The following is a 17065-nucleotide window of genomic DNA, read 5'->3' as shown; positions in this document are numbered from 1 at the left end:
CATAAAGGCGCAAGGTGGACCTGCCGGTCACGATTGGAAACTCATACTTAGGTTTGTGCATCGGGCTTGTTCGGGCCAATCCCGAGCGCCTCGCTCATTCTCACCAGATCGGCCAGCGACTTCGCGCCCATCTTCCGCATGATCTGGCCGCGGTAGATCTTGACGGTGATTTCGGCCAATCCGAGCTGGGCGGCGACCTGCTTGTTCATCAGGCCGGACGTCACCAGTGACAATACGTCTCGCTCCCGCGAGGACAGTGACTCGAAGCGTGATCTGACCGTCGAGACCGTCCTGTTGAGGTCGCGGCGCTTGCGGTCTCGCTCGATGGCGGCCTGGACTGCGTCGAGAATGTCCTGATCGCGGACCGGCTTGGTCAAGAAGTCGATCGCCCCGCTCTTCATGGCCCGAACCGTCATGGGAATATCGCCATGACCGGTAATAAAGATGATAGGCGTGTGGATATTTGCCTTGGCAAGGTCGGCCTGCAGCTCGAGGCCGCTCGTTCCGGGCAGTCGGATGTCGAGCACCAGGCAGCTCGGGACGTCTGGCGGCTTGGCCTGGAGGAGCTGCGGCGCCGAGCCGAATGCTTCGACCTTGAGACCGACCGACTCGAACAGATTGGTGAGCGCACGGCGCATGGACGCGTCGTCGTCGACGATGAGGACAAGGGGCTGATCGCCGTCCTTCTGCGGTGGCGAAGATTCCGCGCGCTCGGTCACGGTGCTTCCTCTCGGTGGAGGGGCAAGGTGATCTGAAAAGTCGCGCCGCGCTCCTGATTTGGTATGGCGGAAAGTCGCCCGCCATGGGCCTCGATGATCGATCGACAGATCGACAGGCCCATGCCCATGCCGGAGGACTTCGTGGTGAAGAACGGCGTGAACAGGCGGTCTATCGCCTGTTCGCTGATGCCGGTTCCGCAGTCGGAAACGCTCACCTGCATCGCGCCATCGCCGCTCGCCTGTGAGCGGATCGCCAGTTCGCGCGGGCGATCGTGGACGTCTGCCATGGCCTCGATCCCGTTCATGATCAGGTTGATCAGGACCTGCTGCAATTGGATGCGATCGCCAAAGATCTTCGGCAGCGCCGAGGACAGCTCCATGCGGACGGACACGCCGTGGCTGGCCATCTCGCGCTGAACGAGCGCGACGGCCTCCCGCACGACCGCATTGGCGTCGAGCGGTACCATCTCGATGTCAGAACGCTTGGCGAGCGCCCGAACGTGACGGATCACGTCGCCGGCACGCCTGCCGTCCTCGATGATCCACTCGACGGAGCGGCGGGCCGCTTTGAGGTCCGGTGGATTGCGCTGCAGCCAGGCGAGGCAGGCGTCGGCGTTTGCGATCACTGCAGCGAGCGGCTGATTGATTTCGTGGGCTATCGAAGCGGTCAGCTCACCCAGTGTCGTGACACGCGTCACATGGGCGAGCTCGGCCTGGGCCTTCCGTAGCGCGTCTTCGGCTTGATTGGCCCGGATGGCCGCGGTTACGTCCGTGCAAACGCCACGGTAGCCCAGGAAAGCGCCGTCCGCGTCGAAGAACGGCTTGCCGCTGGTCCGCACATAGATCGGCTGCCCGTTGCGGTCCTTGCTGCGATACACCAAGTCGCGGAACGGGACGTGGGCGTCGAGGGCCGCGCGATGTTGTCGCCATTTCTCGGGCTCAAGAGCGGCGTCGGGCGCAATGTCCCACCGCGTGAGCCCGATCAGGCCCGCGGGAACAGTGTTGGTATCCGAGTGTTCCGATACCTGGGTGACCCGGTGGTCCGGCCCGGTTTCCCAGAACCAGTCAGAGGCAGTTTCGGCATAATCGCGAAAGCGCTGCTCGCTGTCGCGGAGCCTGCGTTCTGCCTCTTTGGCCGCCGTGATGTCGCTGACTGATCCAACGAATTCGACGTAGCCGCTTGCATCTCGCGTCGCCCGTGCCACCGCCCGAACGTATTTGATGGAACCGTCGGGCATCACCAGCCGGTATTCGTGATCGTAGTCTTTCCCCTCGCGCGCCGCCTGGCCCGTCGTCTGCTGCACGGCGAGCCGGTCCTCCGGATGGATCCGCTGGAGCATGAACGGGATATTGGGCTTCGTCCCTTCTTCGCATTGGAAGATGCGATAAGTCTCCTTGGACCAGGTGATCTCGCGGGTTTTGGCCTTCCAGCCAAAACTGCCGGTGTGGCTCAATTCCTGCGCCTGGGCGAGATAAGCCTCGCTCTGTCGCAGCGCGTTCTCGGCCTCCTTGCGTTCGGTAATGTTCTCGCAGGCGACCAGCACGATCGGCCCGCCATTGGCTCGCAGCATGGCCTTGGCGTTCTCGCGCACCCATAACATCGAGCCGTCCTTGCGAACCTTCCGGATCTCCCAGGTGTGTGACTGATCAAGGGTCTTGAGGCACAACGCGACACAGGCGCGGACAGTGGCGCGATCTTCGGCGAGGAAGACATCCAGCACGGATCGGCCGATCAACTCCCCCGGCGTGTAGCCCAGCTGCTCGGCGCCGAAGGTGTTGACGTTGATCACGGTACCGGCCGGATCGACCATGAAGTACATGACCGGCGTGTGCTCGAAGACCTGCTGCCACTGCTTGACCGCCTCGAGCAAGTCGGCACCACTGGGCTCGGTGTGCTGCTTGGCGGGAACAGTTTGCCTCAGGCAGCCGACGAGGAATTGCGCGGCTGACTTCCCGAATGTCGCTGCCCGGCCAGGCTTCATCGCTGGCGCTCCCGGCACTCTCTGCGTGAACAGAAGTAGAGCACGTTGCGACGAGAGGAGCAATTCCAGCCAAAGTCGGATCGGCGGTCATGGTTCGCCTTTGGACTGTCCGCTCGCCGCCAAAGTCCATGGCGGCGCCTCAAGGACACCGTGCCGGCCAACGTTTCACGGTGACCGTGCAGCCAGAGGGTCATGCGCCATCACGTTGAACTCGGGCAGGGTGGGCCCCGGGCGAATACGGGACAAACCTAGGTATAGCTCCTCCATTCCTAGTCATGTCGGCCATTTACCTCCGTACAATTGAGCGTTTCGTGCCCGGCGGACTAGCCTCGCGACCATCGGAAGTCTCGAAGGCAACAACTGAGAAAAGCGCAAGCAACAGAGGGAGACAGCAATGTGTGATATGTCGGTACTTCCTGAGCGTCGCCTATCGGAGTCCGAAAGTTGCTCCTCAGGGAATGGCTGTGCGGTGTGCGGCGGCAAGTTTGGCCTGATCCGCTACTATTCCTGGCGCACGGCGCTCTGCTCCAAGAAGTGCGTTGATCGTTTCCGCACGCGAAGCGAACGCGACCGCCGGTGGTTGTTTCGGGCCCAGGTCGCATAAGGCTGGATTGGAGAGCTGATCCGGGAGGCCGTGCGTTGAACCGCTCATGCAAGCTCTTCTGCTGGATCGTTCTCATCGCCCCCATCGCGGCCGCCCACGGACAGGAGGCAGGACACGGTGCCGTTCATCGCCGGCATCCGCCCCAGGACCAGGCGCTGCACGAAAAATTCTATTCGACCTGGCGCATGCCGGACAATCCGGGCGTCAGTTGCTGCAACAGCGCCGACTGTTATCCGACCGACATCAAGTACATCGGCGACCAGATCTATGCACGGCGCCGGGAGGACGGGAGATACATTCTGATCCCACCGCAAAAGGTGGAGAGAAACAGGGATAATCCGGACGGCCGGAATCATCTGTGCGCTCCACCGCCCGCCCTGTCTCCGCTCGACAGCGTTTACTGCTTCGCTTTGGGAGGTGCCACATGAGATTCGCGTTCGTGCTGGTCAACGGCCGGACCCCGTTCCGGCAGACCTCGTGTATGCAGTGCTGCGAGCCGATCAGCAGCAGTTATTTGCGCGAGATCGCGACCCGTCTGCCTTACTGCGATCATCAGTGCTACGCGCTGTTCTGCGAGACGCTCGCGAAAGATGGCGTGAGAGCGGCTTCATGAAATTCGTGGTGGTCAATCACGAGCCGCCGTTGCACGCGGCCGCGTGCAGCACATGCTCGCGGTCGCTCCGCTCCGGCTATGTCCGCCATGCGCGGACGCAGCGCCGTTACTGTGACGACGATTGTTACCGGCGCGGCGAATTCTCCACGCTGTTCATGCACTGGCCGGTGCCTGGGCGGACGGAACCAATTGCCGGCAAGGTCGAGCTCGCCGCTGGCAGCATGATCCAGACGTTGACGGTGATGAGTGCCGTCTGGTGCTGGAGCTGCACGATCACTGCCTGGACCTTCGCGAGAGCTTTGACCGCCGCATATTTGGACAGTCGCGACCCGATCACGATGGAAGGAGGTGACACCTAGAGCATGATCCGGAAAAGTGTAAAGCGGTTTTCCGAAACGATCATGCTCAAACAATAATCTAAAGCGCAATGACGATTCATCCTAATCGCATCGCGCTTTAGCTGCGCGACTGCACGCGCGTAGAAGCCGCAGCACCGTATCCTTGCAAGCGCCGCGTCCAGCCCCGGCGGCGTCGATCAGGGAATGGGTGCTGCGGCCGCCGCTGGCTCCGTTGCGCTGGCCTCGTGAGTCACCACGCGCTGGTCGCTCTTGCCGGCGATCATGCTGCTGCCCTCGAACCTTGCCCGGTAGACCAGCACGTTCTCCATCACGCGCTGGACGTAGTTGCGCGTCTCGGACAGCGGGATGCGCTCGACCCAGTCGACCGGATCGACGTTGGGGTCCCGGGGATCACCGCGCTTCTGCACCCATTCACGCACGCGGCCGCGGCCGGCATTGTATCCGGCGAAGGTCATGATCTGGTTACCGCGATATTCCGAGAACAGCGCGCTGAGCTCGGCGGCGCCCATCTGCGTGTTGTAGACGGGGTCGGAGACCATCCTGTCCCAGTCGTAAGTCAGGCCGAAGCGCTTCGCGGTGTCGCGTCCCGCTTCCGGCGTCACCTGCATCAGCCCGACCGCGTTGGCATGCGACTTGTCGCGCTGCTCGAACGAGCTCTCGGTGCGTGCCACCGAATAGATCACGCTGGTCTCGATCGCCGGTGCGACCTGCTTGTGCTCGGGGATGCCGATGGTCGGGAAGGCGTAATGGTCGAGCGCGAGCCCGCGCGCCAGCGCGGTCTTGCCGACCTCCAGCATCACGCGCGCATCGTTGCGCCGGCCCGCAAGCTCGCCGAGCGCTTCCAGCGCGGCGACGTCGGTGCTCTCTTTGGCGAAATCCTCGGCGTAATAGAACACCATGTCGCGCTCGCCGATGCCGTAGAGCATGTCGGCGGCGCGCACGCGCTCGTCCGCAAGCTGCGCATCGGTCGAGGCCAGCACCGGCGAGGGCGGACGCAGCTCGATGCCGTCGAGGCCGAGCCTGGCGCGGGCGAGCTGGCCGTAATAGGCGGTGTGATAGCGCGCCGCCGCCCGGTAGCTCATGCGCGCGTCGGCTGTCGCGCCCATGGCTTCGGCCGCGCGGCCGCGCCAGTAATGCGCCCGCGACAGCGCGATCGGATTGGACGAGCCAGCGTCGATCGAGGCGAAATGCACCATCGCCGTCTTGGGATCGTCGAGATAGCGTAGCGCGATCCAGCCGCACATGAAGTGATAGTCGACGCGGTAGACCTCCTTTTCCGGCACCGCGGCCGTGTGCACCACGTCATAGGCGGTCCTGGCCTTGCCCTGGTCGAGCAGCTTGCGCGCCAGCATGCGGCGCTCGCGCCACCAGGCGTCGGTGTCCTGGGCTGCCATCATGTCGGGCTTGGCAGCGAGGATCACCTCGGCCGCGTCGTCGATGCGGTCGTTCTGAAGATGCCACTGCGCGCGGCACAGCACGTAACCGAGATCGCGTCGCTCCTCGGCCGCGACATCCTCGAGCAGATCCTTGGCCTTGCTCGCCTTGCCGGTGACGGCGGCGCAGGCCTTCACGATCGCGAGCGCGTCCTCGCCGAGCCGCTTCGCCGCGCGCCGCGCACCTGCATAATCCTTGGCGCCGAGGCGCTTGTCCATGCGCGCGCGGTGATCGTCGGCGGACAGGAAGGTCGCCGAACGCCGCATAGGAATCCTCTTCGCTCCGCTCGGACAGTTCCTCCGCGCGCCAGGTTTCCCGGACCAGCCGCGCAGCCCTGTCGGTCTCGCCTTCGGCGAGCAGGACGCGCGCGAGTGCGAATTTGCCCTTGGCGCTGGTCGGGCGATCCATCGTGAACTTGTGCACGATGGCCGCGTCGGCCTTCTCCTGCCACAGCCGTGCCTCGGCACGGCGGCGGAGCAGGGCGCTGCTCGGCCAACCGGGATTGGCGGCGAGGAAGGCGGCGTAGCGCTTGAAATTCGCGGTACTGTCGGGATGGCGCAGCATGAACCAGTCGGCGAGCTTCTGTCCGGCAGGGTCCGTGATGCGGTCGCGCGCAGCGCTCGCGTCTTCGGTCTTGCCCTTGCGCGTCAGGTCGATGGCGTCCTTCAGCGCGGCGAGATCGCCGGTCAGCGCCGGCTTGGCCGCGGGCTCCTCGACCGCCTTCTTCGATTTGCGCTTGGCCTCGGCGTGCTTGCCGTGTCGCGCTTTGCCGGCGGAAGCGTGGCGGTGCTTGCCCGCTTTCGCCTCATGCGTCTTCTTCGGTGCGGATGATTTTTGACTGCTCTTCGCCGCCAGCTCGGTGGGAAGGAGGGCCATCGCGGCCACGGCAACGACACACGCGAGCGAGCGTAGGCACTGGTTCATTGGATGGTCCCCCCTGCGAAAACCACTACAAACCAAGGTCCGCGACATGCGGCTTGCGAATCAAAACACCGAACGATGCGTCGGGATCGTGTCGCATCCTCAAGCTGTCGCAACAATGCGGCAAAATACGGATAGGAGCTGGGGAACTTCCGAAAGGACGGAAGAGGCAGCGGTTTTAACCTTTTGTTAACGAGCAGGCTTCGCGCGACGATTGCGCGCGGTACAGGACGCCAGAACGGCCAGATTGCACGTGTTGCCTCGGCCAAATCCGGTGTATGAGTTCCCTCGCTTCATCCTTTCAGCCTTTGCCCTGTACCTATGCCGATTTTCAACCAGTCGATCCGGCGCAAGATCGTCGGCATCGCGCTCGGATTGATCGTTCTGATGCTGGTCACCTCGATCCTGTCGATGGTGATGTCCAGCCAGGTCGGCATTTTGCTCGACGAGCTGACCAACCGCTACATCCCGGCCTATAGCCATCTGGCGCGCGCGAACATCCGCTCGCTGGAACGGGCGCTGGCGCAGCGGCGGATGGTGATGACCAGGATGGAGGCGCCGTCGGACGAGGAGGCCTACACGGCGCGGCTTCGCGACTTCGAGGCCTTGGACCGCAATTTCGAGCGGGAGGCCGAGGCCGCTCGCAAGCTCATCAACGCGATCATCGACGACTCCAGGACGTATTCCGACAACGCCGCGCTGGCACGGCTCGACGTCCGGATCGAAAGCTCCGTCACCGAGCTGCGGCGCGATCTCGACGAGGGCAATGCGAAACTGCTCAAGCAGGTCGAGGCCAAGGATATGGCCGCGGCCCGCGGCACGCTGGAACACCTCGACACGCTGCGCGATGCGTTCAACCGGAAGGTCGATGCGATCCGCGCCGACATGCTGGCGCAGGTCTATTTCTCGACGTCTCAGGTGATCGGCCGCCAGCACCAGACGATCATCGTCTCTGGGGTCGTAACCCTGCTCGCGGCGATCGTCGGCTTCGTGTTTGCGCTGCTGGTGAGTAGCGGCATCACGCGACCGGTGCGCCTGCTGCTGGCCGGCGCCCGCGAGGTCGAAGCGGGCCGGTTCGACAAGCCCATCACCGTCTCGACACAGGACGAGATCGGCGAGCTCGCTGCCGCCTTCAACCGCATGATCGAGCAGCTCAGGCACAACGAGCGCATTCGCGAGACCTTCGGCCGTTACATCGACCCGAAGGTGGTGCAGGGCCTGATCGACCGGCCGGAGGTCGCCATCGACGGTGAGCGCCGGGTGATGACCATCTTGTTCTGCGACATGAGCGGCTTCACCTCGATGAGCGAGGGCATGACGCCGCGCGGCCTCGTCAAGGTGATGAACCACTACTTCACCGTGATGTCCGCTCCCATCAGGAACAATCGCGGGATCATCGACAAATATATCGGCGACGCCATCATGTCCTATTGGGGGCCGCCCTTCATCGAGGAGGATGAGCAGGGTCTGCTCGCAGGGCTCGCCGCCGTCGAGATGACCGATCAGGTGCCCGCGCTGCAGAAGCAGCTGCCGGACCTGCTCGGCATCCGCGCCATGCCGGCGCCGTGCGATCTTCGCGTCGGCATCGCCACGGGCGAGGTCCTGACCGGCAGTATCGGTTCCGAGCTGATGATGAGCTTCACCGTGATGGGCGATGCCGTGAATCTCGCCTCGCGGCTGGAGGCCGTCAACAAGGTCTACGGCACCCGCATCCTGATCTCGCAGGCGACCGCGGACGGGATCGGATCGCGCCTGGAATTGCGCGAGATCGATCGTCTGGCGGTCGCGGGCCAAAGCGCGCCGCAGGCGATCTTCGAGCTGATGGCGAGACCAGGCGCGCTCAGCAATGCGCAAGTGAGCTTGCGCACGCATTATGCCGATGGTCTCGCCGCCTATCGTGCGCGGCGCTTCGACGAGGCCCGCGCCGCCTTCAACGCGGCGCTCGAGGCAGTCCCCGGCGACGGCCCCTCGCGCACGATGCTCGGCCGCATCGCTCAATTTGTGGCCAATCCGCCGGATCCCGATTGGGACGGCGTCTGGCGGCTGGAGCAGAAATAGCCGTGCTTTGCGGTCGGGCACGCCGCGCCGGAAAAAAGATGCTACTCCATAACGATGTTCGCCGTGACCTATTTCCCGGGCTTAGGTTGGATGTCCATGAGGCGTCTGATGGGGACACGCCGATGACACATCTCGAAGACAGGCTGGAACGGTTCGAGACGCTCACCGCCGAATGCGAGCTGATCGCCAAGCTCGCCACCGACAGCAGCAAGCGCGAGTTCTATTTGAAGCTCGGGGAACAGTACCGTCAGCTGGCCGTCGATATCCGGCAGGCGATCGCGACGACGGCTGCGGCCTGAGCCGGCTGAAATCCGTTCTTAACGTTTGGCGCGCATCCTTGGAGCAAGCGAGCACCGCCGGTCGGCGACACTCGTTGGTGGGAAGGCCGGGGTTCGCTGCAATGCAGCGCGCCTCGTGAGTGTGATTTGCCATGTCTGACAGGGCAATCCCATGCGCCTCGTTGCAGTGATCATATTCGCGCTCATGACGGCGGCCTGCGATCAGGAGCAGGACATCACCGGCTCGACGACGCCGGCCTGTCCGTTGCGCAACTACAGCTACAATCCACGCGACATGAACCAGTGCGTCAGCGCCTGCAAAACGTGCGACCGCGGCACGACGGTCACCTGCACGACCTCCTGCACCCTCAAGGGCGCTCGCTGAGCATTTTGCGGATGCGCGGAACCGGTAGGGCCCTCGAGCCAATGCCGGCGGTGCTGGAGCACCGGAACGATTCACATGCATTAATCATTGAAGGAGGCGGCAGGACGCGGAGTCCAATGGAATGGGTATGCTCGATCCCGGTCGATTTCTGGTGTCGTGCTCGCATTGCGATGCCTGGCCGATGGCGGCCAATGTGAAACGGTCGAGCTGGTCGGCGTCGCCGCACGAGGTCCGCTTCGTCTGCACGCGTTGCCGCCGCGAAGAAACGGCGATCGTCTCGGCCTCCGGCGAATTGACCCCCATCAAGCGCGTGGATGCCCCGCCACGCGATGTCGCTGTCGCCTGGGCCCAGGCGCAACGCTCGCGCGGGCGGTCCTGATGTTCGGCGTCGTCGTCTCGTCGGTGTTTCGCTTCTCTGTCAACCCGCCCGCATAAAAATATTCCGCTTTACCGAAATTCGGAAATGGCGTATGTGTCGCCCATCCCGGCTCAATCTCGAGGGGCGATCATGAGGTCGTCATTGTCGCGAGCCGGGCTTGCGGTGGACGCGGCAGCGTCGTGTACAAGAGCTGAGGGCAGGGCGGATTGCTCTCCGTGAGCCCCTAAGCTTCGTACGGACGAGCGGCGCTGTCAGGTTCGTCGCGCCGGCATTTCGATGGCAACGTGCACAACGCCGTCGAACCCTGCGGCGCCAACGAACCGCGCGTACGGCAAAACCGTGTGGTCCTGGCCGTCGTTGCTACGGTCAAGCTCTGGCGAATGCGGCATTGGCGTCAACCGGCGCGGTGCCGGTGACTTTCGCGGGAGCGAGGGAGGCCAGAGGGAACTCGGCTCCCGGGAGAGCGCGGCATAAGCCGTCCGACCATCGCGCAGGGAAGGCCGTGTGTTGGGCTTCACCTGTATGCTGCTGTGCGGTTCTTCCTGCGTGTGCTTTTCGCGCAGCGGACCGCGGGTGCCGCCGGCACCCGGCCTTCCCTGCGCCCTCTTGGAAAAGAGGGTGAAGTGACCAAGCAAAGCTCGGGCGAAATCAGCCGCGAGAATGCGAAGGCATGTCTGCACCTCCACACTCGCTGTCATCGCCCGCGAAGGCGGGCGATCCAGTACGCCGAGACGCCAGTGATTGAAACGAGGGGGCGCGGCGTGCTGGATTCCTTGCCTTCGCGGGGAATGACAAGTGTTACTTGGAGAACGCAGCGTCGCCTCACACTCCGTCATTGCGAGCGCAGCGACTTGTCCGCCGAAGCCTTTGGCGAAGGCGGAAGCAATCCAGAATCTTTCCGCGGCGGGATTCTGGATTGCTTCGTCGCAAGGGCTCCTCGCAACGACGAGGAGGAGAGTGCGAGCGCTACACTCTCTCGTGCCCCGGACGCAGCGCAGCGTCCCCCCGGCGATGCGAAGCATCGTCCGGTTCGACGATGCGCTGCAGAGCCGGGGCCCATCAATCTGCGCCGTACCATGTCACCCTGGGTCCCGGCTCTGCGCCGCAACGCCCCGCGTTGCAGCTTGTCCGGGACACGAGCGATGTGCATCGCTTCGCGTGGGGCCGCCGCCGACTCACTTCCGGTATGCCGCCTGTCGTCCAGAGCGGATGTTCTGTGCCTTCCGAAAGATCTCAGGTTGTGGATCGTCATTTTAGCGAGGTATCCACGTAAGGAAGCCCGTGTCTTCCCGGTAACGATTGTGCTGCCTGTGCAACACCCACATCGGATTTAACCCTCATCACCGGCGGTTCGCATCGCCGCCGCTTTTTGGCCACACCCGAACATGAATAAAATCGCTCTAATGTTTTAAGGGCAGTGGCGGTCTTCGAAGGCGACGAGAAAATCCCAAGGTCGATTCAAATCTTGGCTCTGATTTTTCGGGTCTGAAAGGGTTGGCAGGGGAAGCTGGTTGCGATGGGCGCGAAGATCAACAAGCAAAGGCTGCCGAGCCGTCACGTGACGGAAGGCCCTGCGCGCGCGCCGCATCGGTCCTACTTCTACGCCATGGGTCTGACCACCGAGCAGATCCACCAGCCCTTCGTCGGCGTCGCCTCGTGCTGGAACGAAGCTGCTCCCTGCAACATCGCGCTGATGCGTCAGGCGCAGGCGGTGAAGAAGGGCGTCGCGTCCGCCGGCGGCACGCCGCGCGAATTCTGCACCATCACCGTGACCGATGGCATCGCCATGGGTCATGACGGCATGCGCTCCTCGCTGCCGTCGCGCGAATGCATCGCCGATTCGGTTGAACTGACCGTGCGCGGCCATGCCTATGACGCGCTCGTCGGGCTCGCCGGCTGCGACAAGTCGCTGCCGGGCATGATGATGGCGATGGTCCGCCTCAACGTGCCCTCGATCTTCATCTATGGCGGCTCGATCCTGCCCGGCAATTTCCGTGGGCAGCAGGTCACCGTGCAGGACATGTTCGAGGCGGTCGGCAAGCATTCGGTCGGCGCCATGTCGGACGAGGACCTCGACGAGATCGAGCGCGTCGCCTGTCCCTCGGCCGGCGCCTGCGGCGCGCAGTTCACCGCCAACACCATGGCGACCGTCTCAGAGGCGATCGGGCTGGCGCTGCCGTACTCGGCCGGTGCTCCGGCGCCGTACGAGATTCGTGACGCCTTCTGCATGACCGCGGGCGAGAAGGTGATGGACCTGATCGCCCAGAACATCCGGCCGCGCGATATCGTCACCCGCAAGGCGTTGGAGAATGCGGCCGCCGTGGTCGCCGCGTCCGGTGGCTCGACCAATGCTGCGCTGCACCTGCCTGCGATCGCGCACGAGGTCGGCATCAAGTTCGACCTGTTCGACGTCGCTGAAATCTTCAAAAAGACACCATATGTCGCGGATTTGAAGCCGGGTGGCCGTTATGTCGCCAAAGACATGTTTGAAGTAGGTGGCATACCGCTTCTGATGAAGACGCTGCTCGACAACGGCTTCCTGCACGGTGATTGCCTTACCGTCACGGGCCGCACGATCGCTGAAAACCTCAAGAGCGTGAAATGGAATCCGCACCAGGACGTGGTGCACCCGGCAGACAAGCCCATCACCGTGACAGGCGGTGTGGTCGGCCTGAAGGGCAATTTGGCGCCAGAAGGTGCGATCGTGAAAGTCGCGGGAATGTCCAACCTCAGGTTTACCGGTCCAGCCAGGTGCTTCGACCGTGAGGAGGACGCGTTCGAGGCGGTCCAGAACCGCACCTACCGCGAAGGCGAAGTCATCGTGATCCGCTACGAGGGGCCGAAGGGCGGTCCCGGCATGCGGGAAATGCTCCAGACCACGGCAGCGCTGACCGGCCAGGGCATGGGCGGCAAGATCGCGCTCATCACCGACGGTCGCTTTTCCGGTGCCACCCGCGGCTTCTGCATCGGCCATGTCGGGCCGGAGGCGGCGGTCGGCGGCCCGATCGGGCTGCTCGAGGACGGCGACGTCATCGAAATCGACGCGGTGGCCGGTACCCTTAACGTAAAATTGAGCGACGCCGAGCTCGCCCAGCGCAGAACCAAATGGAGCGCCCGCGCGACTAACCACACGTCGGGTGCGCTCTGGAAATATGCTCAGCAGGTTGGACCGGCGATCGGGGGGGCAGTGACCCATCCGGGCGGCGCGCACGAGAAACAGTGCTATGCGGACATTTAGGCGTGCCACAGTTGCGTTTGTGTTGGGGGCGGCTGCGCTGGCCGTGCCGGCGTTCGCCTTCGACGGTTCGCCGGTCAATCCCAAGGATGCGACAATCCCGGTCGTGACGACCTTGCCCGGCGCTGCGGGTGCGGTGCGCACCAAGGTTCCGCCGCAGGTCGCAACCCAGGAGACCTCGCTCAGCGCCCTGCAATATGCCGCCGAGGGCGGCCACCCCATCGCGCAGTGGAAGCTCGGCCGCATGTACGCCAACGGCGACGGCGTCGCCCAGGACGACCTGCGGGCCTTCGAATATTTCAGCCGGATCGCCAATGCGCATGCCGAGGACAGCCCGTCGGCGCCGCAGGCGCAGATCGTGGCCAACGCCTTCGTCGCGCTCGGCCGCTACTATCTGGCCGGCATCCCGAATTCGAAGGTCAAGGCCGACCCGGACCGCGCCCGCGAGATGTTCTCCTATGCCGCATCCTATTTCGGCAACGCGGACGCGCAATACGACCTCGCCCGTCTGTACCTGAAGACCCCGGACGCCTCGCGCGAGGACTACCGCTATGGCGCGCGCTGGCTTGGCCTCGCCGCGCAGAAGGGCCAGCACCAGGCCCAGGCCTTGCTCGGCCAGATGCTGTTCAACGGCGACCGCCTGCCGCGGCAGGCCGCGCGCGGCCTGATGTGGCTGACGCTGGCGCGCGACAGCGCCGGTGCCGACGAGGTCTGGATCAAGGAAAGCTACAACCGCGCCTTCGCCAAGGCCTCCGACGACGACCGCGCCATGGCCCTGCAAATGCTGGAGCAATGGGTGCAGGGGCGTCGGGAGTGATCGGCTGAGGCGGCCTCAAGCCGCCTCGAGATCCAGATCCGCCCACACCGGAACGTGGTCCGACGGCTTCTCCCAGCCTCGCACATAGCTGTCGATGCCGACATTGGCGAGCTTGTCGCTGGCCTGCGGCGACAGCAGCAGGTGGTCGATCCGCAGCCCCTGGTTTTTCTGCCAGGCCCCGGCCTGGTAGTCCCAGAACGTGTAGAGCCCGCCCTCGTCGGTGACGGCGCGCAAGGCGTCGCTGAGGCCGAGGCCGAGCAGGGACTGGAAGCTCTCCCGCGTCTCGGTCTTGAACAGCGCGTCCTCGGTCCAGGCGGCCGGATTGTGCACGTCGCGGGCATGCGGGATGACGTTGAAATCGCCGGCCAGGATCAGCGGGACCTCCTCCTTGAGTCGCTCCTTCGAATAATCAAGAAGCCGCGACATCCATTTGAGCTTGTAGGGATATTTGTCGGTCCCGACCGGGTTGCCATTGGGCAGATAGAGGCAGGCGATGCGCAGCACGCCTCGCTTGAGCGTCACCACGCCTTCGAGGAAGCGGGCATGGCTATCCTCGTCGTCGCCGGCGAGGCCCGAGTTGGTCTCGTCGAACCTGAGCTTGGAGAGCAGGGCGACGCCGTTGAACGTCTTCTGCCCGTGCGTCACCACGTTGTAGCCGAGCGCCTCGATCTCCAGCCGCGGAAAGGCCTCGTCGACGCACTTGATCTCCTGCAGGCAGACGATGTCCGGCTGGCACTCCTTCAGCCAGGTCAGGAGCAGATCGATCCGCTGCCGGACCGAGTTCACGTTCCAGGTGGCTACTCTGATGGGCATTGGGAGGGCTCCGCGCAGGGGGTCTTGGGTTAGAACAAAATGCAAACGCGCCCGTCAAGCCGTCCGCAAAATCTCCCACAAAATTAACCCGGCTTAAGCAGGCCGCAGGCCATTGATCGTCAAGAGGTTCCTCGGATGGATGGCCGGACAAGGCGATGAATCGAACTCAGCCGCGTGACGGCCTGATCGGCGCGTTCCTGTATTGGCTCGGCGGCTTCGAGATCGAGGACGGTCTGACCGCCGATCTCAGCGAGCGCGAGATCCGCCGCATCCGCGCCAAACAGATCGACGCGGTGACCCAGCTGATCCCCGTGACGATGGCGGTGACGATGCTGAACGTCGCCATCGTACTGATCCTGTTCTGGGGCAGGGGCTGGAACGACTTCCTCGCGATCTGGGGCCTGACGCTCGCCGTCACCGCTTCGCTCGCGGTGCGCGCGTGGCACAGGTCGCATCAGGACCCGCCGCAGGAGGCTTCGCCCCGCGCGGCGCGGCAGACGCTGCGGCAGGCGTTTTTTCTCGCCGCGATCTGGGGCGCGCTGCCGCTCGCTCTGTTCAGCCGCATCGAGCCGACCAGTCAATTGCTCCTCGCCTGCCTGATGGTCGGCATGATGTCCGGCGGCGCCTTCACGCTCTCGACCTTCCCGCGCGCGGGCCTCGTCTATCTCGCGACCATGACGATCGCCTGCGCCGGCGCGCTGCTCCTGTGCGGCACCGGCCCATATCTGGTGACCGCCGTGTTCCTGCTGCTGTTCGCATTCTTCATGGCGCGTAACATCGTCTCCCAGGGCAACCTCTTCCTCGGCAATCTCAAGGCCCAGCTCGAGCTCGAGCGCCAGACGGAGATCATCTCGCTGCTGCTGAAGGATTTTCAGGAGAACGCCAGCGACTGGCTCTGGCAGACCGATGCCGAGGGACGTCTCGTCGACGTGCCGCAACGATTCGCGGACGTCGCGCAGCTGCCGCTTCCGCTGCTGAAAGGCGCGCAGTTCGCCGACGTGCTCGACATGCTCTGCCCCGAGGACAAGTCAGCGGCCTACAACATCGTCGGCCTGATGGAGCAGGCCGAGCCGCTGCACGAGATGAATCTCAAGGTCGTCGCAGGCGGCGAGGCCCGGCTGTGGTCGCTGACGGCGAAGCCGGCCCATGACCGTGACGGTCATTTCCTCGGTTATCGCGGCTTCGGACGCGACGTCACCGAACGCTGGCGCGCGGAAAAGGCCGAGGCCGAAAGCCGCGCCAAGTCCGACTTCCTGGCGGTGATGAGCCACGAGATCCGCACGCCCATGAACGGCGTGCTCGGTCTTGCCAGCATGCTCCTCGAAACCAGGCTCGATCCGGAGCAGCGCGAGGCCGTCGCCACGATCCGCGAGTCCGGCGACAACCTCCAGCGCATCCTCAACGACATTCTCGACCTCTCCAAGCTGGAAGCTGGCCGCTTCCAGTTCGAGGCGATCGACTTCGCGCCGCAAGCGCTGGTCGAGACGGTTGCGACCGTGGTGCGCGCCAGCGCCAAGAGCAAGGGGCTCACGGTCAAGGTCGAGCTCGATCCGAACCTGCCGCCGACGCTCCGCGGCGACGTCGCGCGCATCCGCCAGGTGCTGCTCAATCTCGCCTCCAACGCTGTGAAGTTCACCGACGAAGGCGAGGTGACGATATCGGCGACCTGCCAGGCGCGGCGCGACCTGCTGGCGACCGTCGAATGGACGGTGACTGACAGCGGCATCGGTATCGCGCCCGACAAGCTCGGTCTGCTGTTCAGCGATTTCGCCCAGGCCGATGCCTCGATCAGCCGCCGCTTCGGCGGCACTGGCCTCGGCCTTGCCATCAGCAGGCGGATCATCGAGCAGATGGGCGGCACGATCGGCGTCATCTCGACGCCGGGAGAGGGCTCGACCTTCCGTTTCACGCTGGTCCTGCCCTGGAGCCAGGCGCAGGCGTCCGATCAGGCTGGCGGCCGCGACGAAGCCGACGAGCTCAAGGCCCGGATCGCCGGTCTCGACCGGCCGCTGAAGGTGCTTGTCGCGGAGGACGATGCGGTCAACCGCATGGTCGTGAGCAAGATGCTGGGGGCTTTCGACATCGAGCAGCGCGTCGTCACCGACGGGACCGAAGCCGTCGCGGCTGCCTGCGAAGGCAATTACGATGTCGTGCTGATGGACGTGCGCATGCCCGACATGGACGGGCTCGCCGCCACCCGGGCCATCCGCGCGCAAGGCGGGCGCTTCGAGACCTTGCCGATCGTCGCGCTGACCGCCAATGCCTTCCCCGAGGACATCAAGATCTGCCGCGAAGCCGGCATGTCGGACTTCCTGGCCAAGCCGCTGCGCAAGCCGGCGCTGGTCGGAGCGTTGCTGCGGGCGCTGGACGGCCACGTCATGTCGGAGGACGCGCCGCTCCAGCCGGCGTTGATGCCGACCGAGGTGGCCTGGACGGACGAGGAAAGGCAGATAACGGGCGCGTAGCCG

Annotated in this window: 13 protein-coding genes and 1 pseudogene; 10 read left to right on the top strand and 4 right to left on the bottom strand. The window is 64.5% G+C overall.

Annotation, left to right across the window (positions count from 1 at the left end):
• Positions 1–47 precede the first annotated feature (47 nt).
• Together ACVWYQ_RS05675 and ACVWYQ_RS05670 are read right to left on the bottom strand one after the other, a co-directional pair.
• Entirely contained in the window at positions 48–719 is a 672-nt protein-coding gene (locus tag ACVWYQ_RS05675) for a response regulator transcription factor (RefSeq protein WP_404540945.1), read from the bottom strand.
• Complete coding sequence (locus ACVWYQ_RS05670) at positions 716–2701, bottom strand: PAS domain-containing sensor histidine kinase (RefSeq protein WP_456725500.1); 1986 nt, start codon at positions 2699–2701, stop codon at positions 716–718. Before ACVWYQ_RS05670 ends, ACVWYQ_RS05675 begins: the two co-directional genes overlap by 4 nt.
• Positions 2702–3340: 639 nt before the next feature.
• Here ACVWYQ_RS05670 and ACVWYQ_RS05665 point away from each other — a divergent pair.
• Genes ACVWYQ_RS05665 through ACVWYQ_RS05655 form a run of 3 tightly spaced genes read left to right on the top strand, consistent with a single transcriptional unit; the run spans position 3341 to position 4277 of the window.
• On the top strand, positions 3341–3733 hold the full coding sequence (locus ACVWYQ_RS05665) for a hypothetical protein (protein ID WP_244941489.1): 393 nt from the start codon (positions 3341–3343) through the stop codon (positions 3731–3733).
• Positions 3730–3918: a hypothetical protein gene (locus tag ACVWYQ_RS05660; RefSeq protein WP_271537802.1), complete on the top strand. Its 189-nt coding sequence runs from the start codon at positions 3730–3732 to the stop codon at positions 3916–3918. Before ACVWYQ_RS05665 ends, ACVWYQ_RS05660 begins: the two co-directional genes overlap by 4 nt.
• Complete coding sequence (locus tag ACVWYQ_RS05655) at positions 3915–4277, top strand: hypothetical protein (RefSeq protein WP_157283653.1); 363 nt, start codon at positions 3915–3917, stop codon at positions 4275–4277. The genes ACVWYQ_RS05660 and ACVWYQ_RS05655 overlap by 4 nt, the downstream gene beginning before the upstream one ends.
• A gap of 176 nt (positions 4278–4453) precedes the next feature.
• Here the strand turns inward: ACVWYQ_RS05655 and ACVWYQ_RS05650 are convergent.
• Positions 4454–6635: pseudogene (locus tag ACVWYQ_RS05650) on the bottom strand (lytic transglycosylase domain-containing protein).
• Between the two features lie 318 nt (positions 6636–6953).
• Between ACVWYQ_RS05650 and ACVWYQ_RS05645 the strand changes: the two are divergent.
• The 6 genes from ACVWYQ_RS05645 (at position 6954) to ACVWYQ_RS05620 (ending at position 13784) form a co-directional block, all read left to right on the top strand.
• Entirely contained in the window at positions 6954–8690 is a 1737-nt protein-coding gene (locus tag ACVWYQ_RS05645) for an adenylate/guanylate cyclase domain-containing protein (RefSeq protein WP_404540950.1), read from the top strand.
• A gap of 122 nt (positions 8691–8812) precedes the next feature.
• Positions 8813–8989 (top strand): hypothetical protein, encoded by a 177-nt coding sequence (locus ACVWYQ_RS05640; protein ID WP_167361664.1) that lies wholly within the window; start codon positions 8813–8815, stop codon positions 8987–8989.
• A 151-nt stretch (positions 8990–9140) separates the two neighbouring features.
• Positions 9141–9353: a hypothetical protein gene (locus ACVWYQ_RS05635; RefSeq protein WP_036044357.1), complete on the top strand. Its 213-nt coding sequence runs from the start codon at positions 9141–9143 to the stop codon at positions 9351–9353.
• A 121-nt stretch (positions 9354–9474) separates the two neighbouring features.
• Entirely contained in the window at positions 9475–9732 is a 258-nt protein-coding gene (locus tag ACVWYQ_RS05630) for a hypothetical protein (protein WP_036009816.1), read from the top strand.
• Positions 9733–11248: 1516 nt separating this feature from the next.
• Positions 11249–12970, top strand: coding sequence for a dihydroxy-acid dehydratase (gene ilvD, locus ACVWYQ_RS05625; RefSeq protein WP_404540953.1), 1722 nt, complete (start codon positions 11249–11251; stop codon positions 12968–12970).
• Complete coding sequence (locus tag ACVWYQ_RS05620) at positions 12957–13784, top strand: tetratricopeptide repeat protein (RefSeq protein WP_157286102.1); 828 nt, start codon at positions 12957–12959, stop codon at positions 13782–13784. Before ilvD ends, ACVWYQ_RS05620 begins: the two co-directional genes overlap by 14 nt.
• 15 nt (positions 13785–13799) lie before the next feature.
• On the opposite strand, the gene xth is transcribed toward ACVWYQ_RS05620, so the two are convergent.
• The gene (xth, locus tag ACVWYQ_RS05615; RefSeq protein WP_271537818.1) at positions 13800–14597 is read right to left on the bottom strand and encodes an exodeoxyribonuclease III; all 798 of its coding nucleotides are present in this window, start codon (positions 14595–14597) and stop codon (positions 13800–13802) included.
• A 155-nt stretch (positions 14598–14752) separates the two neighbouring features.
• Here xth and ACVWYQ_RS05610 point away from each other — a divergent pair, with 155 nt between their 5' ends.
• Positions 14753–17062 carry an ATP-binding protein gene (locus tag ACVWYQ_RS05610; RefSeq protein WP_404540955.1) on the top strand — a complete coding sequence of 770 codons (2310 nt, stop codon included), beginning with the start codon at positions 14753–14755 and terminating at the stop codon, positions 17060–17062.
• Positions 17063–17065: the final 3 nt, after the last annotated feature.

Source organism: Bradyrhizobium sp. USDA 3397, assembly GCF_054060965.1.
Note: the sequence above shows the minus strand (reverse complement) of the source record. Positions and strands in the feature narration are given on the sequence as shown.